This is a genomic window from Rhodococcus sp. NPDC127593 (genome assembly GCF_042671975.1).
GTDB lineage: Bacteria > Actinomycetota > Actinomycetes > Mycobacteriales > Mycobacteriaceae > Rhodococcus_F.
Genome location: NZ_JBHXWI010000022.1, coordinates 128741 through 153847, shown reverse-complemented (window position 1 = coordinate 153847; position 25107 = coordinate 128741). Strand labels below are relative to the sequence as shown.

21 protein-coding genes and 1 pseudogene are annotated in these 25107 nt (G+C 63.3%); 17 read left to right on the top strand and 5 right to left on the bottom strand.

Going from position 1 to position 25107, the window contains the following annotated elements:
* The 3 genes and pseudogenes from ACFVJ3_RS21790 to ACFVJ3_RS21780 all read right to left on the bottom strand — a co-directional run.
* Positions 1–143 (bottom strand): annotated as a pseudogene (locus tag ACFVJ3_RS21790) (citrate synthase); the annotation flags it as partial.
* Between the two features lie 209 nt (positions 144–352).
* Entirely contained in the window at positions 353–1048 is a 696-nt protein-coding gene (locus tag ACFVJ3_RS21785; protein ID WP_378453998.1) for a TetR/AcrR family transcriptional regulator, read from the bottom strand.
* Position 1049: 1 nt separating this feature from the next.
* A complete protein-coding gene (locus ACFVJ3_RS21780) occupies positions 1050–2645 on the bottom strand; it encodes a long-chain-fatty-acid--CoA ligase (protein WP_378453997.1) in 1596 nt (531 codons plus the stop codon).
* A 584-nt stretch (positions 2646–3229) separates the two neighbouring features.
* Here ACFVJ3_RS21780 and ACFVJ3_RS21775 point away from each other — a divergent pair.
* From ACFVJ3_RS21775 to ACFVJ3_RS21715, 13 genes are all read left to right on the top strand, one after another.
* On the top strand, positions 3230–4096 hold the full coding sequence (locus ACFVJ3_RS21775) for an NAD(P)-binding domain-containing protein (RefSeq protein ID WP_378453996.1): 867 nt from the start codon (positions 3230–3232) through the stop codon (positions 4094–4096).
* A 62-nt stretch (positions 4097–4158) separates the two neighbouring features.
* Positions 4159–5034 (top strand): phytanoyl-CoA dioxygenase family protein, encoded by an 876-nt coding sequence (locus ACFVJ3_RS21770; RefSeq protein ID WP_378453995.1) that lies wholly within the window; start codon positions 4159–4161, stop codon positions 5032–5034.
* Entirely contained in the window at positions 5031–5648 is a 618-nt protein-coding gene (locus tag ACFVJ3_RS21765; protein ID WP_378453994.1) for a hypothetical protein, read from the top strand. The genes ACFVJ3_RS21770 and ACFVJ3_RS21765 overlap by 4 nt, the downstream gene beginning before the upstream one ends.
* A complete protein-coding gene (locus ACFVJ3_RS21760) occupies positions 5641–7026 on the top strand; it encodes a glutamine synthetase family protein (protein WP_378453993.1) in 1386 nt (461 codons plus the stop codon). Before ACFVJ3_RS21765 ends, ACFVJ3_RS21760 begins: the two co-directional genes overlap by 8 nt.
* Positions 7027–7058: 32 nt before the next feature.
* Positions 7059–8147, top strand: a complete 1089-nt coding sequence (locus tag ACFVJ3_RS21755) for a Zn-dependent alcohol dehydrogenase (protein ID WP_378453992.1) — start codon at positions 7059–7061, stop codon at positions 8145–8147.
* A gap of 17 nt (positions 8148–8164) precedes the next feature.
* Positions 8165–8890: a gamma-glutamyl-gamma-aminobutyrate hydrolase family protein gene (locus ACFVJ3_RS21750; protein WP_378453991.1), complete on the top strand. Its 726-nt coding sequence runs from the start codon at positions 8165–8167 to the stop codon at positions 8888–8890.
* Complete coding sequence (locus ACFVJ3_RS21745) at positions 8877–10373, top strand: amidase (RefSeq protein ID WP_378453990.1); 1497 nt, start codon at positions 8877–8879, stop codon at positions 10371–10373. Before ACFVJ3_RS21750 ends, ACFVJ3_RS21745 begins: the two co-directional genes overlap by 14 nt.
* Positions 10373–11857 carry an aldehyde dehydrogenase family protein gene (locus ACFVJ3_RS21740; RefSeq protein WP_378453989.1) on the top strand — a complete coding sequence of 495 codons (1485 nt, stop codon included), beginning with the start codon at positions 10373–10375 and terminating at the stop codon, positions 11855–11857. Before ACFVJ3_RS21745 ends, ACFVJ3_RS21740 begins: the two co-directional genes overlap by 1 nt.
* Before the next feature lie 7 nt (positions 11858–11864).
* Positions 11865–12767 (top strand): NAD(P)-dependent oxidoreductase, encoded by a 903-nt coding sequence (locus ACFVJ3_RS21735; RefSeq protein WP_378454007.1) that lies wholly within the window; start codon positions 11865–11867, stop codon positions 12765–12767.
* Between the two features lie 35 nt (positions 12768–12802).
* Positions 12803–14290, top strand: a complete 1488-nt coding sequence (locus ACFVJ3_RS21730; protein ID WP_378453988.1) for a flavin-containing monooxygenase — start codon at positions 12803–12805, stop codon at positions 14288–14290.
* Between the two features lie 102 nt (positions 14291–14392).
* A complete protein-coding gene (locus tag ACFVJ3_RS21725; RefSeq protein ID WP_378453987.1) occupies positions 14393–15541 on the top strand; it encodes a saccharopine dehydrogenase family protein in 1149 nt (382 codons plus the stop codon).
* Complete coding sequence (locus ACFVJ3_RS21720) at positions 15538–17085, top strand: class I adenylate-forming enzyme family protein (protein WP_378453986.1); 1548 nt, start codon at positions 15538–15540, stop codon at positions 17083–17085. Before ACFVJ3_RS21725 ends, ACFVJ3_RS21720 begins: the two co-directional genes overlap by 4 nt.
* Positions 17086–17177: 92 nt before the next feature.
* The gene (locus ACFVJ3_RS21715) at positions 17178–18200 is read left to right on the top strand and encodes an NADP-dependent oxidoreductase (RefSeq protein ID WP_378453985.1); all 1023 of its coding nucleotides are present in this window, start codon (positions 17178–17180) and stop codon (positions 18198–18200) included.
* Positions 18201–18254: 54 nt separating this feature from the next.
* Here ACFVJ3_RS21715 and ACFVJ3_RS21710 read toward each other — a convergent pair whose 3' ends face one another.
* The gene (locus tag ACFVJ3_RS21710; protein WP_378453984.1) at positions 18255–18521 is read right to left on the bottom strand and encodes a hypothetical protein; all 267 of its coding nucleotides are present in this window, start codon (positions 18519–18521) and stop codon (positions 18255–18257) included.
* 71 nt (positions 18522–18592) lie between these two features.
* Here ACFVJ3_RS21710 and ACFVJ3_RS21705 point away from each other — a divergent pair, with 71 nt between their 5' ends.
* The gene (locus tag ACFVJ3_RS21705; RefSeq protein WP_378453983.1) at positions 18593–18763 is read left to right on the top strand and encodes an SDR family oxidoreductase; all 171 of its coding nucleotides are present in this window, start codon (positions 18593–18595) and stop codon (positions 18761–18763) included.
* A gap of 59 nt (positions 18764–18822) precedes the next feature.
* On the opposite strand, the gene ACFVJ3_RS21700 is transcribed toward ACFVJ3_RS21705, so the two are convergent.
* A complete protein-coding gene (locus ACFVJ3_RS21700) occupies positions 18823–19515 on the bottom strand; it encodes a TetR/AcrR family transcriptional regulator (RefSeq protein ID WP_378453982.1) in 693 nt (230 codons plus the stop codon).
* 598 nt (positions 19516–20113) lie between these two features.
* Between ACFVJ3_RS21700 and ACFVJ3_RS21695 the strand changes: the two genes are divergently transcribed.
* The 3 genes from ACFVJ3_RS21695 (at position 20114) to ACFVJ3_RS21685 (ending at position 24980) form a co-directional block, all read left to right on the top strand.
* The gene (locus tag ACFVJ3_RS21695) at positions 20114–20983 is read left to right on the top strand and encodes a phytanoyl-CoA dioxygenase family protein (protein ID WP_378453981.1); all 870 of its coding nucleotides are present in this window, start codon (positions 20114–20116) and stop codon (positions 20981–20983) included.
* 79 nt (positions 20984–21062) lie between these two features.
* Positions 21063–21806, top strand: coding sequence for an SDR family NAD(P)-dependent oxidoreductase (locus ACFVJ3_RS21690; protein WP_378453980.1), 744 nt, complete (start codon positions 21063–21065; stop codon positions 21804–21806).
* A gap of 1725 nt (positions 21807–23531) precedes the next feature.
* The gene (locus ACFVJ3_RS21685; protein ID WP_378453979.1) at positions 23532–24980 is read left to right on the top strand and encodes an APC family permease; all 1449 of its coding nucleotides are present in this window, start codon (positions 23532–23534) and stop codon (positions 24978–24980) included.
* The last annotated feature ends 127 nt before the right edge of the window (positions 24981–25107 follow it).

Sequence of the window (25107 nt, the reverse complement as noted above, 5' to 3'; positions counted from 1 at the left end):
CCGCGGTAGCGCAGGGCGCCGCCGTCCTTGTCGGGTTCGGCGATGTCGCTGGTGAACGCGACCACGCCTTCCAGTCCGCTGACGAAATCGTCCGGCACCGGTGAACCGGGAGGTCCCAAGACTGACAAGGTCGTTTGGTTCATGGGGCAGTCTCTTTCTCGAAGGTGGGGTATCGCCGACGAGCGGTTTCGTCGACGGGGAAACGCAGTTCAGATCGGTACGCCGCGGCCGCGCGAGCATCGATCAGCGCAGCACGGGCCGAATCCCCGGGTAACTGACCGGCTCATCATCGCTCACGTCCGCACCGCTTCAGTGGCACTGCACTGCCACTGTTCAGAATGCGATCCGCCGCTCAGGCTCGTGCTGCAAGGTACTGCTCGGACTCCAAACGACGAATGTGCGTGACGGAACGGGCGAGCTCCACCAGATATCGTGCCAGCGCCACTGTTTCGGGCCCGCCGATGCGCTGCCGGTGGGATGCCATTTGCTGGAGGACCAGTCCGTCCAGCATCCCGACCAGGTAGTCCGCCAAAATGACCGGATCGATCCCCTCTGCCAGAGCCGATATGGCCAGCCGGTCTGCAACCGCATCCACGTGCTTACGGAAACTCTGCGCAGCAAGGTTGTCGCTCTGCTGAGTCCGCAGTGCCCACAGCAACAGTTCGTACTGCGCAATGGCGACATCCGAGCTTCCGTCGAACAGCTGCTGATAACCGCATACCATTGCCGCCACCGCGTCCTCGAGAGGTGGACTCGAGTTCGGGTTGCTCGACTCCCAAGGCCCCGACGCAAAGGCCTCGGTGTTTTCGAGAACGGCGGCGAACAACTCGGCTTTCGACCCGAAGCTGTAGTGGAGTGCCGCGAGGTTGAGGCTCGCTTCTTCCGCGATGCGACGAGTGGTGGCCTTGGACAGCCCTTCACGCGCGATGACCCGCGCAGCGGCGCGCACCAACTGAGCGCGTCGCTCGGTGAGCGTGGAGTACCCCAACGTCTTTCTCCGTCCTAGTCCACCGGATCCGATCCGGAAGGTCATTTCGGTCTGCGCCACCTCACCCTTGGATGCGGGTGTGGTGTCCGGACCACTCTCTGTCTCGCAGTTGATACTTCTGGATCTTGCCAGTAGATGTCTTCGGAAGTGCGTCAATGACATCGATGACGTCGGGCACCTTGAACTTCGCCATTCGAGTGGCCGCATGACTCCGCAGTTCGTCGGGTGTCACCTGCGCGTTCGGCTTCGTCACCACGAATGCCTTGGGTCGTTCCCCCCATTTTTCGCTGGGTACGCCGATCACCGCAGCTTCGAGAACGGCCGGGTGTGAGACAAGCACCTGTTCGACCTCGACAGAGGAAATGTTCTCTCCTCCGGAGATGACGATGTCCTTGCTACGGTCCCGGAGCTCGACGTAGCCGTCGGGATGCATGACCCCGAGGTCACCGGAGTGAAACCACCCTCCTTCGAAAGCCTTTTCGGTGGCCGCGGGATCGTTGAGATATCCCTTCATGACGCCATTGCCTCGCATCACGATTTCGCCGATGGTGGACCCGTCCGCGGGGACGTCGGTCATGTTCTTGTCCACCACCCGCACTCCGTCCGTGTGGATCATTCCTACGCCTTGACGAGCTGCGAGTCTGGCTTGCTCGGTTGCGGGTAGCTCGGCCCAGTCGGACTGTGTTTCGCACACCGAATACGGTCCGTATGTCTCGGTCAGGCCGTAGACGTGAATGATCTCGAACCCGAGCACCCGAGCTTGCTCGATGATGGTGGGGCTGGGAGGGGCGCCGGCCGTTGTCACCGTGACGGCCTGCGGAAGGGCCGCCGCCGAGGGAGAATTGACCAGCATCACCAGGACTGTGGGGGCCGCGTTGAAATGACTGACCCCCTCGGTGCGGAAGAGGGTCCAGATCTTCTCGCTGTCGATTGCCTCGAGACAGATGTGGGTGCCACCGATGGCGGTAATCGCCCACGGTGTGCACCAGCCGTTGCAGTGGAACATGGGCAAGGTCCAGAGGTAGACGCTGCCGGAGGTGTGCCGAGAATGGATCAGCTCCCCCATCGCATTCAGGTATGCGCCCCGATGGGTGTACATCACCCCTTTGGGACGCCCGGTGGTGCCCGAGGTGTAGTTGATGCTGATCGTCGCCAGCTCGTCCCGGACCGTCCAGTCGATCGGCTCGTGCGCATTGTGATCGAGAATCTTTCGATATTCGACGGCATCGACGCCGGCGATATCGCCGGCACCGATGACCACAACCGTGGACAGTCTCAATTCACCGGCGATGGGCCGGATCGAGTCCAATAGCGACTCGTGGACGACAAGGATCTTGGCGTCGCAGTGGGCGAGGATGTAGGCGATCTCTGCCGACGCCAGCCTGGTGTTGAGTGCCACCAGGACACCCTTGGACAACGGAACTCCGAAATGCGCAACGAGTAGTTCCGGAACGTTGGGAGCGAGATAGGCCACGCGATCCTGCTCGCCGACGCCGAGGCGAGCGAGCCCACGCGCGAGTGCGGCGGCCTCCGCTGCGAACTCGCTATAGGTCGCACGTCGACCTCCGAGGACGATTGCGGTCTTGTCCGGAAAGGTCTTGGCGGCACGGTCGAGGAAAGCCAGTGGAGTCAGGGCAGTGACATTCGGTTCGGACACGGGTGCCAACTTTCATCGGAGAATTCGGGCCGGAACACGCCTGATCGCGCGATCGTGGGACCACGACGAGGCCGACGCTTCCGGATAAGCAGCACGCCTCGCGCGACAGCCGGAGAAGGGCTCCCTACATGCGGCTGCGCGGTGAGATCACCTGACTTGACCATATGGCCCACTTGCCTGTCAAGAGAAATTCTTTCGACTCCCCAGATCGACAGCCCAGGCACGCGAGGACGCCTCGCCCACTTCGAAGCCGAGAACGGCACCGTATCCTTACCGCACAGAAACATCTACGTAACATTGAATATTGTTGCACGGTAATCTATTCCGAGCATCAGACGTACGACTTGACAAGCCCGAAACCGACGCGGTTAATGGACAGAGTCCGCTAGTTGATCAACTGCACAAGTCATGCGGCTTAATCAATTGCCCCGAAGGGATTGACAGCCGTCGAGTAGACCAACTAGCTTGACCATGTGCCCAAGTCGAGTGACTTGGATCACGACCCAACCAGGATGTGATCGCTCCGTTCGCTCGCCGAGAGCGGGAGCCACATCGGATTGCCCACGAACGCAGCGGAGGAAACCATGGTCAGCGAAGTATCGGTGCTCGGGCTCGGAAACATGGGATATGCACTGGCGTGGGCATTCGACGCTGCTGACCGTTCTGCCACCGTCTGGAACCGGACGCCGGGCAGGAATGTGGGACTTCAGGCGGAGTCTGCGCCCTCCGCAGCGGCCGCGCTTGCTGCCAGTCCCCTGTCGGTGATCTGCCTGTCGGACAATGCAGCGGTTCGCGCCTTGCTCGACGCTCCTGAAGCGGTGTCCGCGGTGAAGGGCCGAACCATCGTGAATCTCTCGACGGGAGTGCCACGCGAAGCGGGCGAACTGCAGAAACTCTTCCACGACGCCGGCGCCGAGTACCTGGACGGCATCATTCCCGACTACCCCGAAGCGGTCGGCACCAAGGACCTCGGAATCGTCTACTCGGGGTCCGAACAGGTGTGGAACCGCAATCGCGAACTGCTCTCCGAGCTGGGAGGCGCATCCTGGTACGCCGGGGAATCCGTCGGAGTGGCGGCGGCGATCGACACGGCGATGTGCATCAACTTTTATCACACAGCTATCGGTGCATTCGTCGAGTCGACTGTCTTCGCGCGGCACGAGAACGTGTCGTTCGAGAGCATCGAACGGGTGGCACTCGAACTGGTCGCTTTGCTCCGCCACCAGATCCCGATCGCGGTCGCCGAAATGCGGGCGGGCAAGTTCGACACCGATCAGGCCGATATCGACGTGCACTGGCGCGGGACCGAGATGGCAGCGGAGGCGATGAGCGTTCTCGCCGGACACCGCGACCTGCATATTGCTCCCCTCGTCGCCGACCTGCGACGAGCCCATGAAGCAGGTTTGGGCGACAAGTCGCTACCCGCACTGTCCACCCAACTTCTGCCCTAGACGCACCCCTACCCGATCACGCGCGACGCATAGTCCTGACACATACACAAGGAGATGAACAGATGGCGGCCTTGCAGACTGTTCCGAACGACACCCCGGTAGAACACATCATCGAGATCGTCGACCGCGAGGGCGGCGTGATCGTCGAGAACTTCATCGACGATCAGACCCTTGCCGGGCTGTGGGACGATCTCGGACCTGACCTCGACAAGACCCCCGGCGGAGCCGACGAGTACCTCGGCAAGAAGACCCGTCGAATCTCGTCGCTGTTTGCCCGTAGCAACCGCATGGAAACGGTGGTCACCCAGCCGTCGTATCTCCAGACCGCCCGCGCGCTGATGCAGAAGCCCGTCAAGGTGTATCTCGACGAGTGGATGGACATCACGCCCACCATTCAGATCAGTATCAGCCAGGCCATCCAAATTCACCCGGGTCAGGGCAAGCAGCCCCTCCACCGCGACGACGCGATCCACCTTCGCCGCCACCCCGGCCCGCACAGCCGCGTCCAGCTGATGCTCGCGATGAGTGAGTTCACCGAGGAAAACGGCGGCACGATGGTCATTCCCGCCAGCCACCATTGGGACGACGAGCGCACCCCCCTCGAGTCCGAAGCGATTCCCACGGTGATGGCAGCCGGATCTGCACTGATCTGGGTGGGCGGTGTCTATCACGGCGGTGGGCACAACCGGTCCGACCAGCCGCGCACCGGCCTCACGATCGGTCTCGATCTGGGCAACCTGCGGCAGGAGGAGAACCAGTACCTCGCCATCCCCCGCGAGAAAGTCCTCGAGTACTCCGAAGAGGTCCAGCGACTCCTGGGCTACGACGTGTGCCCGCCGTTCCTCGGCGCGTACGAGATGAACGATCCTCACATCCTCCTCGAGGACAGGGAGATCAGCACGACCATGGCCGCACAGACTCTGTTTGGAGCAAAATGAGCACCGCCACCACTCCCCCGATCGTCCGGGAGGACGACGCGACGCCCTTTGTCCGCGCCATCACCACAGCGCTGCGCCGGTCCGCAGGCACGCCGGCCGGCATCGAATTGCTGTCCACCCTGCCCGCTGTCGTCGGCGTTCGCTCGGCCTCCGATTTCCAGAGGGCGACAATAGTTTCGGGCGCCTCGGAGGTCCGGGTGCACCGTGGTCTCGCAACGGACACAGACGTGGTCGTCGACGTCGATCCGGCAACTCGCCGCCTCGCTGGGAGCCAGGACGACGTGGAGCCCGGGGCGGCAGCGGTCGCCGCGGTCCTCGAGCCGGAATTGCCCGAGCTGTCCGATGTCGCGGCCGAATTCTGGGAGCTGACGAAGAATATCCCCGGCATGCCGGCGCTGAAGTTCGTCGCGACCGACTCGGGCGACCAAGTGGTCGTCGGTGACAGCGCACGACCCTATGAGATTCACGGTGCGGAAGCAGATTTGCGCCGCATCCTCGGTGGTTTGGAGACATTCCCCGATTCGCTGTTCGCGGGCAAGTTGACCATCAGTGGCACCTTCCGCGAGTGGTCTGTTGTCACCGGCGCATCTATGAAGGCGGTTTACGATGTCTGACAATTTCGATGCGGCGGCGTGGGTCGATCAGCATTCCATCCGCACCGTTCGGGCGGAAACCCTCAGCCTCGACGGTGTCCTGATCGGAAAGCACCTCGCCCCGCAAAAGTTCATTTCGGGCGCTCACGGTGGCGGATTCAGCTTCGCGGACATCGTCTTCGGTGTGGACATGGCCAACATCCCTCAGCTGGGATTCGATTTCGGTGACTGGCGCGGTGAACTCCGCGACATCCAGTTGAGGCCGGATCCGAGCACCCTCGTCGTGGACCCCTCTCTCGACGGTCTGGGGTCTGTGCTGTGTGACATCACCGACCAGAACGGCGTGCCGCTCCCAGTCTGCTCACGGTCCACCCTCAAGCGAATGGTCGAGGAGCTGGCTGCGCGTGGGTATACCGGCAAGGCCGCCATCGAGATCGAGGCCACCGTTTTCGAGGAGTCGATCGAGCAGGCCCGCGCCCAGGACTTCAAGAATCTCCACCCTCTGGGTGGCTCGTCGGGTGCCGTCTACGTCCTGAGCCGCTCGCGTGATTTCACCGAATACATGGATGCGGTTGCGCGTCGACTCGACGAACTCGGAATCCCCTGGGAAGGCTGGGCCGACGAGTCCTCGATCGGACAGATCGAATTCAACATCTCCCCCACCGACATCGTCACCGCCGCTGACCTGTACGTGCGGACCCGCCAGGCCATGCGTACTGTCGCGTACGAACTGGGCCGCACGGTCACCTTCATGGCACGCTGGGCACCCGACCAGTACGGTCAGGGCTCGCATATCAATCTGTCCCTCGAACGAGACGGGGTCAACGCCTTCCACAACCCGGACAACCCGCACCGGCCGTCGCAGGCGATGACCGACTTCATCGGTGGAGTGCTCGAGACATTGCCGGCCGCAACGACGTTCCAGTTCCCGACGATCAACTCGTACAAGCGCATCGTAGAGTTGGATGGCCCGCCCACCAGCATCACCTGGGGCGTGGAGAACAAGTCGACGGCAGTGCGTGCGATCTGCCGCGATGCCAAGCAGACCCGAGTCGAGTACCGAGTGACCTCAGCCGACGTGAACATCTATCTCGCGTTCGCGGCTTTCCTCGCGGGCGGCATCATCGGGCTCGACCAGCACATCGATCCGGGACCCGAATGCGATGTCATGGCGTGGGGGCTTCCCGCAGGAACGGTACCCAAGATCCCGACGAGCCTGTCCGCAGCCACGGACATCCTGGTCGCCGACACCCTGTTGTCGAAGGTCCTGGGAGCGGATCTGGTCGACTACTGGGCCGGTACGCGCCGGTGGGAGTGGTTGCAGTTCCACACCACAGGCGGCGACCCGGACGCCGGCATCTCCGACTGGGAACTTCAGCGCTACTTCGAACACATCTGACAGCGAACACCACGATCGGCAGGAAGCTCATTATGAGAGCGGCAGTGCTCAATTCGGCTCCGGGAAAACTCGAGCTCGAAGACCTCACCATGGACGACCCCGGACCACGTGAGGTGGTCATCCGCACAGCGGCGGTAGGGCTGTGCCATTCGGATCTGCACTACATCGATGCGACCTGGAGCACCGACTTGCCAGAGGTTCTCGGGCACGAAGTCGCCGGTGTCGTCGCCGCGGTCGGTAGCGAGGTGTCGTCGGTCCGGCCGGGTGATCACGTCGTCACCTGCGCCACCATCTTCTGCGGGTACTGCCGATACTGCACCAACGGCCAACTGTCCCTGTGCCTGAACCACCAGGCACTGCGGACCAGGCCACGCCCCAAGCTCACCAATGCAGCGGGCCGGCCGGTAGGAACGATGGGCGGACTCGGCGGCTTCGCCGACAGCATGTTGGTTCACGAGAACGGTGTCGTCAAGATCGACAAGGTCATGCCCTTCGACCGGGCATGCCTTCTCGGCTGCTCGATCGTCACCGGCGTGGGGGCAGTATTCCGGGGCGCGCAGGTACAGCCGGGATCGACTGTCGCGGTCATCGGGTGCGGCGGTGTCGGGATCGCAACGATTCAAGGCGCCCGCCTTGCCGGCGCTTCCCAGATCATCGCCATCGATGTCAACGAACATGCCCTCGAGCAGGCGAAGTTCTTCGGTGCGACTTCGACGGTCAACGGCCGTGAAGTCGATTCCGTCGAGGCGGTGCGCGAGCTGACCGGCGGTGGAGTCGACTACTCGTTCGAGGCGATCGGAGTCCGCGTCACTGCCGAGCAAGCCGTAACCATGCTCGCGCCGGGCGGCGTGGCAACGATTCTGGGCATGGTCCCCGACGAGCAGCCGCTGCGCATCCCGTCGTCGGAATTCTTCGTGAAGGAAAAGCGCATCCAGGGATCCCTGTTCGGATCGAACCAATTCATGGTCGACATCCCACGGTTCGTCGACTACTACCTCCAAGGCCGACTTCGGCTCGACGAGATGGTGTCCGAACGGATCCGACTCGACGAGATCAACGACGGATTCGACGCCATGCGCCAGGGCGGGATCACCCGCGTCGTCGTCGAATTCGATCAGTAGAGACAGGAGGAAGCATCGTGCGACCACTCATCGGTATCTCTGGGCGTCGTTGGCAAGGAACCCGCGTCGACATGGAAGCCCGCTATCAGAAGAAGCCGTTCGACGTCCATGTCTCGGATTTTGCGACCAAGGTAGCCGCCGCCGGTGGTCTACCGGTGCAACTTCCGTACGAATCCACAGGCCCGGATCTGATCGACCGCCTGGACGGACTGTTGATCAGCGGCGGCCAGGACGTCGACCCGGTCCGCTGGGGCGGCGAACCTGTCGATGCTTGCGACATTGATCCACTTCGCGACGAATACGAAATCGCCCTGATCCGCGATGCGCTCGATGCCGGAATCCCGATACTCGGTATCTGCCGCGGAATGCAGATCCTCAACGTCGCACTCGGCGGCAGTCTCGTACCCGACCTGCCGACGCACGAACTTCATCATCAGCAGCCAGGTCAGCCGGTCGAGAACGAGACGCACACGGTGCAGTTCCTGACCGGATCGACGATGTTCAACATCTACGGGCGCACCGCAAACGTGAACTCCCTCCACCATCAGGCCGTCGACACCTCCGGGACCGGTCTCACCGTGACGGGGTGGGCACCCGACGGGGTCGTCGAAGCAATCGAGTACGGCGACAAACCTGTCGTCGGAGTGCAGTGGCATCCGGAATGGCGGCACAAGGATGCGATCTTCGACTGGTTCATCGACCAGGCATCAGCAGATCAAGGAGGTCGCCGTGGAGCTGCATGAGTACGCCGCAGCCGACGCGACCGAGTTGCGTCACCTGATCCGCTCCGGGACCGTCTCGGCCGGTGAGGTATTCCGGGCTGCCGTCACGGCAATCGAGAAGGTGAACACGAGCCTCAATGCGGTCGTCGGACCCCTCTTCCAGCACCCACTCGAATACGACACCCGGGGCCCGTTCGCCGGCGTCCCGTTCGCGGTCAAAGATCTGTTGCTCACCGCACAGGGTGTTCCGTCCGAATCCGGCAGCGCTCTGACCCGTGATTTCGTTGCCTCTGCCGACTCCGATCTCATGTCACGTTGGCGCGAGGCAGGTTTGGCGACTGTGTGCCGTACCTCCACCCCGGAATTCGGGTTGAGCTGCACCACCGAGCCAGTTTTCAGCGGACCAACCCGCAACCCCTGGGATCCCACCCGCACCCCCGGTGGATCCAGTGGTGGATCAGCCGCACTCGTCGCGTCCGGCGCAGTTCCCTGGGCGCACGCCAACGACGCGGCCGGTTCAATCCGTATCCCCTCGGCTCTGTGCGGGCTCGTCGGGCTCAAACCGACCCGGGGCCGGACACCGGTCGGTCCAGGTGCCGACGAACCCCTCTTCGGATTGACGAGCGAGTTCGCAATCACCCGCACGGTGCGCGATGCTGCCGCACTCCTCGACGAGGTACACGGCGGTGTTCCCGGCGACCGTTACCTGGTCGCTCGCCCACCTGGCCGGTATTCCGACGCCCTCATCGATGCGCGGCATCCTCTTCGGATCGCGGTGAGCACGGAGTCACCGTTCGGTACCGCCGTCGACCCGAGGGTCGCCGAACAGGTCCTGGCAACTGCCCAGCTGCTCGAACAACTGGGCCACCACGTCGATTACGCGCAGCCAACCGTCGATGGCTCGATGCTTCTCGAACTCAACATCCGCTTCTTCTCCGCGTCGATCGGCCACACGATCCAGGAGATCAGCGGAAGCGACGATGCCGATGCATCGCTGGCACGTGTCGAGGCTTCCACTGCCGCATGCGCCCGCCGCGGTCTCGATCTCCGCTGGACAGATGTCGCGGAGGCCCGTTCCTGGCAGAACGACATCACGCGGAGCACCGCCGGCTTCTTCGCCGACGAGTACGACGTCCTGATGACGCCGACGGTCGCCACTCCCGCCTGGAGCGTCGGGAGCATGCGCGGAAACCAACCGGGCTGGAGCGCCGAATCGTGGATCCGCGAGATCTTCGAACACGTGCCCTTCACCGTGTTGTTCAACGTCACTGGTCAGCCGGCGATCTCAGTGCCGATCGGCATGGTCGACGGTCTACCGGTCGGTGGTCAATTCGCCGCCGCGCAGGGCGGTGAGCACACCTTATTGGCGCTGGCCTCAGAGCTCGAGCAGGCCGCGCCCTGGGCCGGCCGAGTGCCCCCCATTCATGTCACAGCAGACACCATCGACCCGTCTGGAGCCGTCGCAGGCCTCGGCGGATCCGTACCCGAGGAAGTGCTTCAGTAATGGCCCAGACACGCGCAGAGTGGGAACAGTACATCGGCGAATTGGTTCTGCCGACCGCGATGTGGATCGACGGTGGCTGGCGAGAAGGCACTGGCGACTCCGTTCACGATGTGATCAGCCCGCGCAACGGAAGCGCCGTCACTCAGGTGCCGTTGGCCGGCGACGACGACGTCGACCTCGCTGTCGCCGGTGCACGGGCTGCCTTCGAACGCGGCGACTGGTCGCGGATCTCGGCGCGTGAGCGTGGCAAGGCACTCCAGCGGTGGGCGGATCTGATTCACGACAACCGTGACGAGCTCGCGGCACTGGTCGCCCTCGAAATGGGCAAGCCCGTCCTCGACGCCCGCGACATCGAGCTGAAGACCACCGAGCAGACGTACCGGTGGTACGGCGAGCTTGCCGACAAGCAGCTCGACGAATCCCCTCGAGGACTCGCCGATGCAGTCGCCTTGGTCACGCGCGAGCCCGTCGGTGTGGTCGCCGCGATCACCCCGTGGAACTTCCCCATGACGCTGAGCAGCTGGAAGATCGCGGCAGCACTGGTCGTCGGCAACAGTGTCGTGGTCAAACCCGCCATCCAGTCCCCGTTGTCGCTGCTTCGGGTCGCCGAGCTCGGTACCGCCGCAGGTCTGCCCGCCGGGGTGCTGCAAGTACTGACCGGGACTGGTGGACAGGCCGGATCGCGTCTGGCTCGTCACGAGGGCGTCAACTGCCTGACATTCACCGGCTCACCGGGTGTCGGGAAGCAGCTGATGCACTACTCCGGCGACTCCAACGCCAAACCCGTGCATCTGGAGCTGGGTGGAAAGAGCCCGCACATCGTGTTCGCCGACGCGGACCTGGACGCAGCAGCAGAGTCGGTCGCATGGGCGATCACCTTCAATGCCGGCCAGATGTGCACTGCAGGCGCGCGACTGATCGTCGACAAGCGCATCGAGAAGCAATTCGTCAGCAACGTGATCGAAAGGATCGCCGCCAAGAAGGTCGGTGACCCCTTTGCCCCCGAGACGGTAATCGGTCCCCTCTCCAGCGCCAAGCACCGCAAGGATGTCGCAGCCCATGTCCGGCGCGGCGTCCAGGAAGGTGCCACACTCGAACTCGGGTCCCCCGACATCGCCGATGGCGACGGGTTCTACTTCGATCCGGTCGTCTTCACTGGTGTCGCCCCCAAGCAGGCGTTGTTCCAGGAGGAAATCTTCGGCCCCGTCCTCGCGGTGACATCGTTCGATGGCGCCGACGAGGCTGTGGCGCTGGCGAACGACTCGCAGTACGCACTCGGGTCCGGAGTCTGGACCACGAATCTGCGTACAGCCCATGATGTCTCACGCCGCATCGACGCCGGAATCGTCTGGGTCAACTGCTTCGAAGAAGGCGATCTGACCGTGCCCTTCGGCGGCCGCAAGCTATCCGGGCACGGCGCCGACAAGAGCGAACACGGACTCGAAAAGTTCACCTCGCTCAAGACCACCTGGATTCAGCTGTGAACGCGCGATCAACGGAAAGGGTGAACGCATGGCACGGATAGGAGTTCTCGGACTCGGCCTCATGGGGTCCGCAATCGCCGAAGCATTTCTCGTGGCCGGCCATTCGGTCACCGTATGGAACCGCACGGCGTCGAAGGCCGAACGGTTGGTGGAATTGGGCGCCTCGGCAGCAGGCACCCCTACCGAGGTGCTGGCCGAGAGCGAGTTGACCGTCATTGTGCTGTCCGACTACCGGTCGGTCCGGGACGTGCTGGACGAGATCAACAGGGACTCGCGCCGCCCGGAGGCTGCAACGGTTCTGAACCTGACGACCGGAGACGCGGCAGCAGCTATCGAGTTGCAAAGCCACCTGGCCCCCACCGGTATCAAGTATCTCGACGGTGCGATCCTGGCCTACCCCAAGGCGATCGGCGCCGACGCCGACGTCGTGATCACGGGCCCTGAAACCGTGTGGGATGCGCACCGTCCGGTGCTGATGTCGTTGGGTTCCGGCACCGCCTTTGTCGGTGAGCAGATCGAGCACGCCAATGTCATCGACACTTCGATCACCGGCAGCTTCTTCTGCGTTGCGATGGGGGCGTTCTACGAGGCCACCGCGTATGCCGCGCGTTCAGGGATGACAGCGGACAAGCTCGTGCCCTACGCGCTCAGATGGACAGACCAACTGAGGACCGAGATCGAAAACGGCGCACGCGAGATCGTCTCCGGTGACTATACGACCGACCAGGCGGCCGTCGTTACCTACGAGAAGGCGATCGCCATGATCACCGAGTCGATCCAGCATTCCGGGCAACCTGCACACCTGAACGCTGCTCTGCTGGAAAATCTGCGCGCCGCAATGGCTGCGGGGCACGGTCGAGATTCTCTTGCAGCGATACACGCAACCCTGACCAGGGATGTCGGCGCATGACCGAAACGCGTACCACGGAAACAGAAAGAGCGATCATGGGTAACACCACAGTGACCGACAACCACATCGCCATCATCGGAACCGGATTCTCCGGGATCTGCGCCGCGATCAAGCTGAAGGAATCCGGGATCGAGGATTTCGTCATCTACGAGCGTGCCGATGACGTGGGGGGAACGTGGCGCGACAACACCTATCCCGGGGCCGCATGCGACGTTCCCAGTGTCCTGTACTCGTTCTCATTCGCTCAGAATCCGGAGTGGACCAGGACCTACAGTCCGTGGAACGAGATCCACGACTATCTGGTCAAGGTGTCCAAAGACTTCGAGATCGACTCGCACATCAAGTACGGTGCCGAAGTGTCCGAACTCCGGTTCGACGACAGTGCTCTGAACTGGACCGTGAGCTTCACCTCGGGTGAGTCCGTGACTGCACGTTCCGTCATCAGCTGTGTCGGTATACTCAGCCAACCCTCGATTCCACAGATTCCGGGATTGGAGTCGTTCGAGGGAACTACCTTCCACTCGGCGCAGTGGCGTCACGACCACAATCTCGAAGGCGAGAAGGTCGCGGTCATCGGAACCGGCGCGAGCGCGATTCAGTTCGTCCCGAAGATCGCCAACGATGCCGAGAAGCTGTATGTCTTCCAGCGTTCACCCCACTGGGTCATGGAACGCGGTGACCAGCCCATCAGCGCCCGCACCCGCCGCCTCTACCGACGCTTCCCGCTCCTCGAGCGGTTCGAGCGGTGGCGCACCTACTGGGATTTCGAGACCCTGTCCCGCGGCTTCCTCGGCAACCACCCGAAGGTGGTCGAGAACTACCGCGAGAAGGCCCTCGATTTCCTCGCCGAACAGGTGCCCGAACCGGGACTGCGCGCCAAGCTCACCCCCGACTACGACCCCGGGTGCAAGCGCCGCCTCGTCTCCGACGAGTGGTATCCCACTCTGCAGCGCGACGACGTCGAGCTCGTTACCGAGGGCATCGCCGAGATTCGGCCGCACTCGATCGTCACCACCGACGGCGAGGAGCACGAGGTCGACTCGATCATTTTCGGCACCGGGTTCACCGGCACGAGTTTCCTGGCGCCGATGAAGGTGTTCGGTCGCCGTGGTGTCGAGTTGTCCGACGCATGGAAGGATGGGGCCGCAACGAAATTGGGGGTCGCGACCCACGGCTTCCCGAACCTGTTCATCATGTTCGGACCGAACGCCGGCCTCGGCCACAACTCGGTGGTGTTCATGATCGAGGCGCAGGCACGCTACATCACCACAGCCGTCAAGCGGCTGCTCCGCTCCCGCGGTGCCGCCCTCGATCTCGACCTCGACGTTCAGACACGCTGGTACGAGCAGACCCAGAAGAAGATGCGCGAGACGGTGTGGGTGACCGGTGGTTGCAGCAGTTGGTACCAGTCCGCAGACGGCCGAGTCGACACCCTGTGGCCGGATCTGACACCGAACTTCTGGCGTCAGACGCGGCTGTACAAGAAATCGGACTTCGCCGCGATCCGGCCACAACGCAACTGACATTTCATCGGTCGGCGCAAAGTTTGTCGGAGCGCCGACCGATGTGGCCGGCCAGGGTGTGCCCGGGACAATCTGTAAACAACGTGAACTGGAGAAAATAAGATGCGGGTGGTATTCGTCGGCGGAGCCGGCGCCATGGGTTCACGCGCGGTCCGCACCGCCGCCGAATTCGACGAGTTCACCGAACTCGTGATCGCCGACTTCAACATCGCAGCGGCGGAGTCGCTGGCCGCCGAGTTGGGTCCGCGGGTCTCGGCGGTGAAGTTCGATGCTGATCGCGACGATCCACGGCAGTTGTTCTCGGGTGCGTGGGGCGTGCTCAGCTCCCTCGGGCCGTACACGCGGTTCGGGACCAAGATCATGAAGGCGGCGATCGAGTCGGGCTGCCAGTATGTCGACATCAACGACGACTGGGAACCGACCCTTCAAGCGTTCGAACTCGATGAAGCGGCCAAGGCTGCGGATGTAACAGCGCTGATCGGGATGGGCGCAAGCCCGGGCGTGTCGAATGTGCTCGCCGCCAAGGCCGCCGCCCAACTCGACGAGGTTCACGAGTTGCTGACCGGGTGGGCATTGGTCGGGATCGCGTCCGACGCCGGCAGCGTTCGCCCCCAGGCCGCCATGCTGCACGTGGTGCACCAGTGCACCGGCACCATCCGGGCGGTCGAAGACGGCGAATGGGTGGATGTGGCGCCTCTGCAGACCCTCCCGATCCACTACCCGGGTATCGGGGACGTCGTGGTGCGTACCGTCGGGCATCCCGAGGCCGTAACGCTTCCCCGCACCTATTCGGGTCTGCAGCGCTGCGTCAACGTCATGTCGGGTCCCGACTGGTACTTCGACTACGTCACCGACCTGATGGACGGCGTCGAATCCGGTCGAATCACTGTCGACCACGCCGCGGTGGCGATGGACCGCACCCCGCCACGACCGACCGACGCTCCCCGCACCCGCCGGCTCCCACCCGTATTCGCTTGGGCCCGGGGCACCCGAGGCGGGGTCGAGACGATCGCCGCGGCGGGCATCACGCGCTGGGCACCAGGAAAGATGGCCGGCGCCACCGCCGTCCCCGCGGCCGTCGCCCTCCGGCTACTGGCCCGCGGCGACTTCTCGCTCCGTGGTGTGGTCACCCCCGAAGCGGCAGTGCCGGCGGAGGAATTCTTCGCCGCACTCGACCCCCACTACACCGAACCTGCCGGAACCGAATCCCCGCTCGTCGAACTTGTCACCACACAGGCGGTCCCCTCATGAGCAACCTGCTCAACAGCGTCACCGACCACGTCGAACACTGGGCACACCACACCCCCGACGCGATCGCCGTGTCCTCGTCCGACACCGAAATCAGCTACGCAGAACTTCTCTCACTCATCGACAGCACCGCCGCACGCCTGTCCGCGGCCGCGGTCCGGCCGGGAGACCGGGTCGTCCTCTCGGGCATCAACACCCCGGCCTGGGTAGTAACCTTCCTCGCGGCGCTGCGCATGCGCGCGGTGATCGTGCCCTTGAACTCGCGGCTCGGGGCCGAACAACTCCGGCCCCTGATCGACCTCGTCGAACCCCGCATCGTCCTCGTCGACCACACCCAGCTCGAGGTGTTCACCACCGCACGAATCGCCGAATCCGGAACGCCGGTGCATTCGCTGGGCTCAGGGGACATCACCGACGCGTTCACCGGGATGCCCACCGATCACCGCTGGCACGCACCCACCTCAGAAGACCGCGATGCCCTCGCCCTGCTGAGCTTCACCTCCGGAACAACCGGAAACCCCAAGGCGGCCTCGATATCTCACGCCTCCCTCGTTGATTCGTCGAGTGTATACGTGCCGTGGATGCCGCTCGGCGAACGCGCGATCTCGACCATCCTGGTTCCGCTGTTCCACAACACCGGTTACGTCGACCAACTCGGATTCATGCTGGTCATCGGCGGCCAGGTCGATCTCGTGCCGCGGTTCCGCACCACGACCGCCATCGACGCCATGACCCGGCGACCACCGTCTCACCTCGCCTCCGTCCCGAGTATCTACCGCATGCTCATGCTCACCGAGGACGCTGACACAATTCTTGGTTCCTGCCGGCACGCCCTGGTCGGGGGTGCCGGAATGCCACCGGCGTGGAGCACCGAGTTCTTCGAACGCTGGCCAGAGCTGAACCTCTTCCACGTCTACGGCCTGACCGAGTTCACCTCGGCTACTCACTTGCTGCCCGCCGAGGAAATCATCGAACACGGCGACACGGTCGGCTACCCCGTGGCAGGCGTGCAGTGCTCTATCCGTGACACAGAAGGCAAAGAGGTGCCAGTGGGCACCGCCGGCGAGGTGTGGGTCAGCGGGCGGATGCGGATGCTCGAATACTGGAAGCGGCCCGACGCCACCGCAGACGCGTTCAGCGGACACTGGCTCCGCACCGGCGACGTCGGAGCCGTCGACCCGGACGGGCGACTGCGGCTCCTCGGCCGGATCAATCAAGTCATCAACCGCGGCGGCGAGAAGATCCTGCCCACCCAGCTCGAGGACCTCCTCGCACACAGCACCGCGATCGCCGAGGTCGTCGTGGTCGGCCTCCCCGACCCGGTCATGGGAGAACGTATCGTCGCCGGCGTCGTCCTGCGCGACGGGCACACGCTCGACGAAACCGACGCCAAAGCACAACTGCACGGCCGCGTCCCCGACTACGCCGTCCCCGAACAATTCGTCATCATCGACGAACTCCCCCACAATGCCAGCGGAAAGATCGACCGCACACACGCCACCGAACTGATCAGCCAACTCACATCAGTCGCTGCCGAGTATTCCTGAATCCCCCACGCTGCGGTCCGTCACCGTCACCGTCACCGTGACGCCGACGGGAAGCCCGTTCGTCTCCACATCATCTTTCCGGAAAGGTCGTCATGGCCATCAGCTCGTCACGAATCGTTCTCGCCTCGCGCCCCACCGGCAGCCCCACAGTCGACAACTTCCGTCTCGAACCTTGCGGCACCCCCGATCCGGGCGACGGGCAACTGTTACTCCGCACGCAGTTCCTCTCGCTCGACCCGTACATGCGGGGTCGCATGGACGCCGGCGAGTCCTACGCCGACCCCGTCGACGTCGGGTCCGTGATGGTGGGTGGCACGGTCTCTGAGGTCCTCGATTCTCGCCACCCCGACTTCAAGCCCGGCGACATCGTGTTGTCAGATTCGGGATGGCAAACCCATGACGTGGTCGACGGCGCCGACGTCCGCAAGCTCGATCCCGCCGCCGGGCCTGTCTCGACCGCCCTCGGCGTTCTCGGTATGCCCGGAATGACCGCATACGCGGGTTTGCACGAGATCGGAAAGCCGAAGCCCGGCGAGACCGTTGTCGTTGCCGCAGCCAGCGGACCTGTCGGCTCCGCGGTCGGACAGATCGCGAAACTGCGGGGGGCGCGTGCCGTCGGAATCGCCGGCGGGCCCGAGAAGTGTTCCTTCCTGCTCGACGAACTCGGTTTCGATGCTGCGATCGACCACCGGGCGCCCGACTTCGCGGACCGGTTGCGGGCTGCGGTCCCGAACGGTATCGACGTCTACTTCGAGAACGTCGGCGGCGAGGTGGCGTCAGCCGTCCTTCCACTCTTGAACGATTTCGCCCGAGTACCGGTCTGCGGTCTGATCGCCCAGTACAACGACACCTACGTGGCGGACGGCGCTGACCGGCTTCCCGGGTTCTTCTCCAAGGTCCTGGTCAAACGCCTTACCGTGCGCGGCTTCATCGTCTACGACTTTGCCGATGACCTGCACGATCAGTTCCAGACGGACGTGTCGCGCTGGTTGGCCGAAGGACGGTTCGCGTACCGCGAAGAAGTGGTCGACGGACTCGAGCAGGCACCTGCAGCATTCCTCGGGCTGCTGCAGGGCAAGAACTTCGGGAAGCTCGTGGTCCGAGTCTCTGACTGACCGCAGCCCCAACCACATTCCGTACACCCAACCCGGAGGGTGATTGTCGTGTCGTCACACGAACGGAGCATCGCGCTCGTCACCGGCGGCGGCGCCGGAATCGGTAGGGCATCGTCGTTGTCGGTGGCGAAGGCCGGAACCTGTCGTCACCGACATCGATGGCGACACCGCCCACCAGACGGTGGAGGAAGTCGCGGCCGCGCCCCTGACCGAGATTTCGGTCGAAATGTGGAATCGGTTGATGAAAGTCCATGTCACCGGCGGATCATCAACGCTTCGTCGACCGCCGGACTCATCGGCGCGGCACAGCATGTGCTGCACGGGGTCTCCAGAGGCGCCGTCCGACTCGTGTCCAAACACGCGCAATCGAGCAGGCCGCGAACAATATCCGGGTGAATTCGATCCATCCCACGTTCACCCGTAGTGCGACGGCGGACGAAGCAGCGATCGCTGCAGGCACCACGCTCGACGAATGGGCCGGTGGGACGCCGAAAGGCCGCCTCGCGGACGTTCAGGATGTTGCCAATGTCGCGGTCTTCCTCGCCTCCGCCGAATCTTCCTAATCTCGCGGGCGGTGGATACGTGATCGACGGAGCGGGGACCGCGCGGTAGGCCCGGGGTCCTACTTCGATGTCTTCGCCGTCCGCCTTGCCGATGTCGCCGCAGGCTTCTTGGACGCTGCCGCAGGGGTTCTGCTCGAACGCCCCTTCACAGTTTTCGTGCGGCCGTGACGTTGCTCGATGAGTGCCGCGAAGGACTGGGCCGCGAACTCCATGCCTCGTTGGAGTTTGTCGTCGTCCTGATAGGTGAACCACTGCAGCGACAGTCCGTCCGCGACGGCGGGGATCTGCTCGGCGAGCAGGTCGACCAGGGACTCGTCCTCACCCTCGGCCAGGCCGTGCCGCAGGACCTCGGCGAAGAGCTTTTCATGGATGTCATACGACCGCACCGCCAGATCGGGGTACTGAGGCTGGCGGATCGACCACATCAGCAGCTCCATCTGCGCTCGGGTGTAGTCCGGGTCACTGCGATACCACGCCACGATCTCATTCAGCAGGCGAGCCGAGGCAGCGGCCAGCCCCTCCCCCTCCACGCCATAGTCGGCCTTCTCCTCGATCTTCTCGGCCTGCTGCTTGAACAGCTCGTAAAAGATCTCCTCCTTGCTGCGGAAGCAATAGTGCAGGGTCGCCGGGGGTGCGCCGGCCTCCTCGGCGATCTTGCGGGTGGTCGCACCGGACACCCCGTGCTGCGCGATCACGCGAACCGCAGCCTCCACGAAGAGATGACGGCGCTGCTCAGCCGGTACATGTGCCATATCCGGTTCCTCACTATCGGCCTGATTGTTCATAACCGCCGAGGGTGGACGAACCGACCTGGGCGATTGACTCAGTCATATCCTACGTCACAGTAATGGGATTCTCTGGGCCTACCAAAGTTCGTGGCGTCGCGTCAGGTGCGTCCGTGATAGTCCCGCCTGGATCCCCACCACCGCCTCCCGGCAAGCATCGAAAGCCGTCGGGCTATGCGGGAACGAAGCCCAGTTCACCAGTCGGGCAGATCCGCGGCTGCAATGCGGTGTTGGTGACGCGTTTGAAACATGCCAGAAACGACGAATTCAGTTGATGCAAAACAGTTCTAGCTATTTCTGGCCAGCACTTGACACCACGGCAAAAACAGCGCCTAATGGACCGACTTTGACTGGGGCATTCGAACAAGTCATTCGGTCAATATGGGTTGAACGCCCCACACCACTCCCGCGAACAGGCGTTGACACTTCAAACTCGAGCAACTATCTTGACCATATGACCAAGTCAGTGACTCAAGTCACTGTCCCATGAAATTGTGGCGGCTGAAGCAGCACCTGCCACGTGACGAGATTCCCTGCTGACCACCTACCGAAGGATGGAAGTCCGATGACCAGCACAACTCAGGCAGCCCTCGCTCATGTTCCGAACACCTCCACGGCGGACGAGATCGCAGCGATCGTCGAGCGCGACGGCGGTGTCATCATCGACGGGATGCTCACCGACGACCAAGTCGCCCGATTCAACGCCGAGATCGACCCGCACCTCGACGGCCTCCGGCCCGGGTCGCTGTCCTCGAACGAAGGAGTCCAGGACTTTCACGGTGCGCAGACCAGGCGCCTGACGAATCTCGTCACCTTGAGCAAGACCTTCCGCGAAGAGATCATCGATCACGACCTCGCCCTCGCCGTCGCGGACCGGGCGATGCTCGACTCCTACGACTCGTACTGGATGGGCACCGCCCAGGTGATCGACATCGGCCCCGGAAACAGGGCACAGCCGCATCACCGCGACCTCGAGAACTACCCGCCGTTCCTCGCACTGGGCCCCCACGGCCCTGAGGTGATGTGCAACTTCCTCATCGCACTGACCGACTTCACCGAGGAGAACGGCGCGACCCGCGTCATTCCGGGCAGCCACAAGTGGCCCGACTTCAACGACCGCGGCACCCCGGAACAGACAATTCCCGCGACGATGAGGGCGGGCGACGCCCTGTTCTTCAGCGGGAAACTGGCGCACGGCGGCGGGGCCAACGTCACCTCCGATGTTCGCCGTCGGGGAGTGGCCTTCACCTTCAACCCCGGATACCTCGTACCTGAGGAGGCGTACCCGCACGTCATCGATCTCGAGCTTGCTCGGACGCTGTCCCCCCGGGTGCAGCAGCTGCTCGGCTTCCGCTCCTTCCACGACGACAGCCACGGGTACCCCGGACTGTGGCAGGTCAACTACGACGACATCGAGGACTACCTCGGCCTGTGAGCCGTCAGCCCATCGTTCGCCGATACCTGCTCGGGCAGGATCCTCGCGTGGGGCCGCCCACGACCGATCGGAGTAGTACATGAATTCCACACTCGAAGGACGCGGTGCGATCGTCACCGGCGCCGCACGGGGATTGGGGGCCGCGATCGGCCGCGTCCTCGCCGAACGCGGTGCCCAGGTCCTTCTCGCCGACGTGCTCGACGACGCTGGCGAGAAATATGCAGCACAACTACGCGCCGAAGGACTCGACGTCCACTACACGCACCTCGATGTCACCGATGAAACCTCTTGGGGTGACGCCGTCGCACTGGCGCAGCGCTGTGTCGGCGGCGTAGGGGTCCTGGTCAACAACGCTGGGATCTCCGGTCCGGGTGAAGGCGTCGCCTCCGACCGCGAGGCGTGGGACTCGATCGTCGCCGTCAATCAGACGGGACCATTCCTGGGCATGCGTGCCGTCGCACCGTCGATGCGTGCGGCGGGAGGCGGATCGATCATCAACATCGCGTCGATCATGGGGTACGTCGGTGATCCCGACTACCTCGCATATACCGCCACCAAGGGCGCCGTCAGGCAGATGACCCGCAGTGTCGCGCTCGAACTGGCGGAGTCCCGAATCCGTGTGAACACGGTGTGCCCCGGTTACATCAAGACCCCGATGAACGACGACGAACTCGATCTCGCCTCGTCGATCGACAACACCCCCCTCAAACGGCTCGCCGAGCCGGCCGAGATCGCACGAGCAGTGGCCTTCCTGGCATCGGACGACAGCTCATACATGACCGGCTCCGATCTCGTTGTGGACGGCGGCTATCTGGCCCGCTAGGGCACCGGCGACTCGGCCGCCGCTGCACTCCGGAGATCGCGTCTCGAAGATCTGTGGTCGCTCCTGCGCCGGATGGCAGCCGTCGAGTGCCGCATGCCGGCCGGAGGTCGGTTTCGCTCCCCACCGGGTCGGCCCCGATCACGCTGCCGCCGGAATTCGGGAAGTGTTGCGACCATATAGTTTTCGCACCCGAGGCATCATAATTCTGTTGTCTCGCGTGATCTCTGCACGTGAGCGACATGCCGGAGGTCGGCTTCCGTGCTGAAACCGGAAGCCTACCCCGGACATCGTTGGCCGATCCCCTCTCCCCCAAGGAGTTCCAACGTGGATGTGGATCGGTCGCCACTCTCGCCCGCCGACCCACGGTTGCCTCGAGACATGCGGTATCACTCGGCGCACGATGGTCCGCACCAATAAAGCTGATTATTCGCGTAACCGTGGGCCAGGGCGCGGGTCTCGATCCTAGGAGACTGGTGTCGTGAGCGGTGGTCGAATTCCGCGCCCTCCTCAGAGTCGAACGGACCCCTTCGATCACTTTCCGGGCTGCTGTCCGTACGTTCAAGACGTGGTCCGCCCCCGCATCGAGCAGCGCGATCTGATCCTCGTGAGAGCTGAATTCACCGATTACGATGAGCGCTTCCGGACCGCGTAGTGCACAAGATCTTCGCAGCGGCAAACTCATCGAGGCGGTGGAAACGAACATCGGCGATCGCCACCCGAAGGAAGCACCCTGGGTTGACGTAGCAGATCACTGTCACGGAAACCGGCATCCGCATCGATGAGTAATACGCAGGAAGTCGGCGCGGTCGGTGTCTGCAGAGGTCCGGAACCGCAGGATCGGCAAGTCCCAGGCCTGTAGGAAGTCTGGCGGTGCCGACCGGTCGGTAGAGACTCGTTGATCAGCAATTTCGCCGCAGGCCCCAGTCGCCGTGCTCCGTGCACTTGTTGATGTTGTCCTCGGACATTGTCACCACTTGTCATGGCGGTCAGCCGCGATCATTCTCGGTCGGGTCCGCAGCTGCGCCCCGCGATACGATGCCGCGGAGCGCTCCACGTACCGCGTTGGTTCGGCGCGGCGCGGCGCGACTGCGCACTGCGCGGCATGCCACGGCTGAAGCGCCTCGGATTCGAAGAGTGGTCTCGCAGGGAAGATTGGGTCACCCAAGAGGCCGATGGGTCATGGGTCATGTACATCTGCAGTCGTCGCGTTCGCGAGATCCAACCAGGCGAGCCCGGTGCGGGTGCGCCTTCTCTGATCGGACCGTTGGGAAACATCAACGTAACACCGGTACCTGCAGGTCAACAGTGTGTAACCGGGGATTCGGTGACGTTGACATCGCACTCGAAGAACACGCCTAATTACTTGAGCCAACGACTTGATCGCTTGGACAAGATGGTCGCACAGGTACGAGTTGGCCGGGACACAGCGAAGCGATTCGGTCAAGTGTTGACACATCCGGCTTGGGCAACTAACTTGACCGAATGCCCCAGTCGGTGACTCAGCTCACGTTTGACGGAAGGACGTGAGGGCAGTCACCAGAAGGTGATCCTCATGCCGAAACGAACCAAGAGGAAGTCCGCCGCTCCTGCCCGCATTCACTGGTCGATACGAGCGGCTACCGCATCCATCAATCGCTACCCGACGTCCCACCCCATTTGAAAGAGCAACTCTTGACGAGGCAACTACGGCCTGTCATCGTCAGGACAGGCCTGGAGGATCCAGCAATGATTGATAAACCGGCATCTGCCGTCACTGGCGAGATCGAACTACCCGGTCTTGATGAAGGGCATCTGAGTCGAACTCAGATCATCTCGCTCGCTCTGGCGTCGTTCATCCCTGCCGTGGCGATCGCCAGCTTCCCCGTTCTAATGGTGGCCACGGCCGGCAACGGCAGTTGGTTGGCATCGTTGATCTCTGCAATTGCGACAACATGCGTCGGCGTTGCCGTGATCACGTTTGCCAAGCGGTTCGTCGCCACGGGGTCGCTGTATTCGTATATCGCCGAAGTCTTCGGTCCTTGGGCGCGCTACCTGATGGCCGCGACCCTGTTCCTTGGTTACCTTGCACAAATTCTGTCGATGTTGTTGATCATCGGCCTCTACTCGGGCAGCTTCCTCCTGTCGGTGGGCGTCGATTCCGGGCTGGACCACGGCACCCAAATCTTGATCTACGTAGTGTCCGCGATCGTGGTCATCGCGGTGACATGCAGAGGCCTGGACACGTCGGTCGTCGTCGCGGTATCGCTCACCGTATTGTCGTTGCCGTTGATGCTGCTGATCACCGGAGCCAGCGCTATCCACACGGGCCTTCATCTCGGCGAACAGTTGTCACTGCAGGGCTCGACGACCAGTGGCATCATTGCCGGCATCGCTATTGGTGCTGCCTTTGTCGTCGGCCTCGAGAGTTGCGCCGCCCTGGCCGCCGAAACCAAGGATCCCAAACGCAATGTCCCCGCAGCCGTGATGAGCGTCCCGGTGATCCTCGGCGTCGCGTATCTCGCCGCAACGTTCCTTCAAATCCCCGGTTTGATGCAGGCCTCGACGAACATCGAAGCGGGGATGTCCGGACCCGCAGCCCTCGCGCAGCAATCGGGCCTTGGTGAGGGAATCGGACAGGCATCGGATCTCGTCTTGGCGATCGCCACGTTCGCGTCCCTCATCGGCTTCGCCAACTACGGTTCCCGGTTCGCCGCGACACTGTCAGCGGACGGACTGCTGTCGATCCGGTTCGCGCAAGTACATCGTCGTCTACACAGTCCTGTCAATGCCATTGTCCTGACGGTCGGTGTCGGTCTCGTGGGGCTCGTGACCATGGTCGCGCTGGACCTGGGATCGCCGTTGACGATCTACTCTGCCGTCGCGACGCTGGTCGCATACTTCTGGGTCATTCCCTATGTCCTGATCTGCGCTGGAGCAGTGAGACTGGTCGCGCGCGAGAAGAAGTTGGGTGCGGGTCTGGTCATCGCGTGCACCGTGGGCGCGCTGACGATGGCATGGTTGCTTGTCAGCGCAATCATCAACCCACCCCCGGCTCCGATCGACGCGATGACCTATGTGTTCGTGGTCGCCACAGTGGTCTTGTCGGCAGCGTTCGCGGTCGCCGGGCGAAGACGCACCCAAGACTCCGTGAAATCAATGGAAACACGTCCGGTCACGCCTGATCCCGTCGCATAAGTCCCCTCGGACCCAGCCAAGAACAAGCAGGGACACGCCAATCGGGCGTGTCCCTGCTCATAGATATCGACAACCACGCACACTGGTTCGAACTCTGAGCGCACTATCGACCTCGGACAGAAATCGC

What these genes read in the sequence shown, in the direction of transcription:
- ACFVJ3_RS21775 (WP_378453996.1), top strand. Translation starts at nt 3,230, where the DNA reads ATGGTCAGCGAAGTATCGGTGCTCGGGCTCGGAAACATGGGATATGCA.
- ACFVJ3_RS21715 (WP_378453985.1), top strand. Translation starts at nt 17,178, where the DNA reads ATGGCCATCAGCTCGTCACGAATCGTTCTCGCCTCGCGCCCCACCGGC.
- ACFVJ3_RS21760 (WP_378453993.1), top strand. Translation starts at nt 5,641, where the DNA reads ATGTCTGACAATTTCGATGCGGCGGCGTGGGTCGATCAGCATTCCATC.
- ACFVJ3_RS21755 (WP_378453992.1), top strand. Translation starts at nt 7,059, where the DNA reads ATGAGAGCGGCAGTGCTCAATTCGGCTCCGGGAAAACTCGAGCTCGAA.
- ACFVJ3_RS21700 (WP_378453982.1), bottom strand. Translation starts at nt 19,515, where the DNA reads ATGGCACATGTACCGGCTGAGCAGCGCCGTCATCTCTTCGTGGAGGCT.
- ACFVJ3_RS21770 (WP_378453995.1), top strand. Translation starts at nt 4,159, where the DNA reads ATGGCGGCCTTGCAGACTGTTCCGAACGACACCCCGGTAGAACACATC.
- ACFVJ3_RS21685 (WP_378453979.1), top strand. Translation starts at nt 23,532, where the DNA reads ATGATTGATAAACCGGCATCTGCCGTCACTGGCGAGATCGAACTACCC.
- ACFVJ3_RS21725 (WP_378453987.1), top strand. Translation starts at nt 14,393, where the DNA reads ATGCGGGTGGTATTCGTCGGCGGAGCCGGCGCCATGGGTTCACGCGCG.
- ACFVJ3_RS21720 (WP_378453986.1), top strand. Translation starts at nt 15,538, where the DNA reads ATGAGCAACCTGCTCAACAGCGTCACCGACCACGTCGAACACTGGGCA.
- ACFVJ3_RS21695 (WP_378453981.1), top strand. Translation starts at nt 20,114, where the DNA reads ATGACCAGCACAACTCAGGCAGCCCTCGCTCATGTTCCGAACACCTCC.
- ACFVJ3_RS21765 (WP_378453994.1), top strand. Translation starts at nt 5,031, where the DNA reads ATGAGCACCGCCACCACTCCCCCGATCGTCCGGGAGGACGACGCGACG.
- ACFVJ3_RS21730 (WP_378453988.1), top strand. Translation starts at nt 12,803, where the DNA reads ATGGGTAACACCACAGTGACCGACAACCACATCGCCATCATCGGAACC.
- ACFVJ3_RS21740 (WP_378453989.1), top strand. Translation starts at nt 10,373, where the DNA reads ATGGCCCAGACACGCGCAGAGTGGGAACAGTACATCGGCGAATTGGTT.
- ACFVJ3_RS21690 (WP_378453980.1), top strand. Translation starts at nt 21,063, where the DNA reads ATGAATTCCACACTCGAAGGACGCGGTGCGATCGTCACCGGCGCCGCA.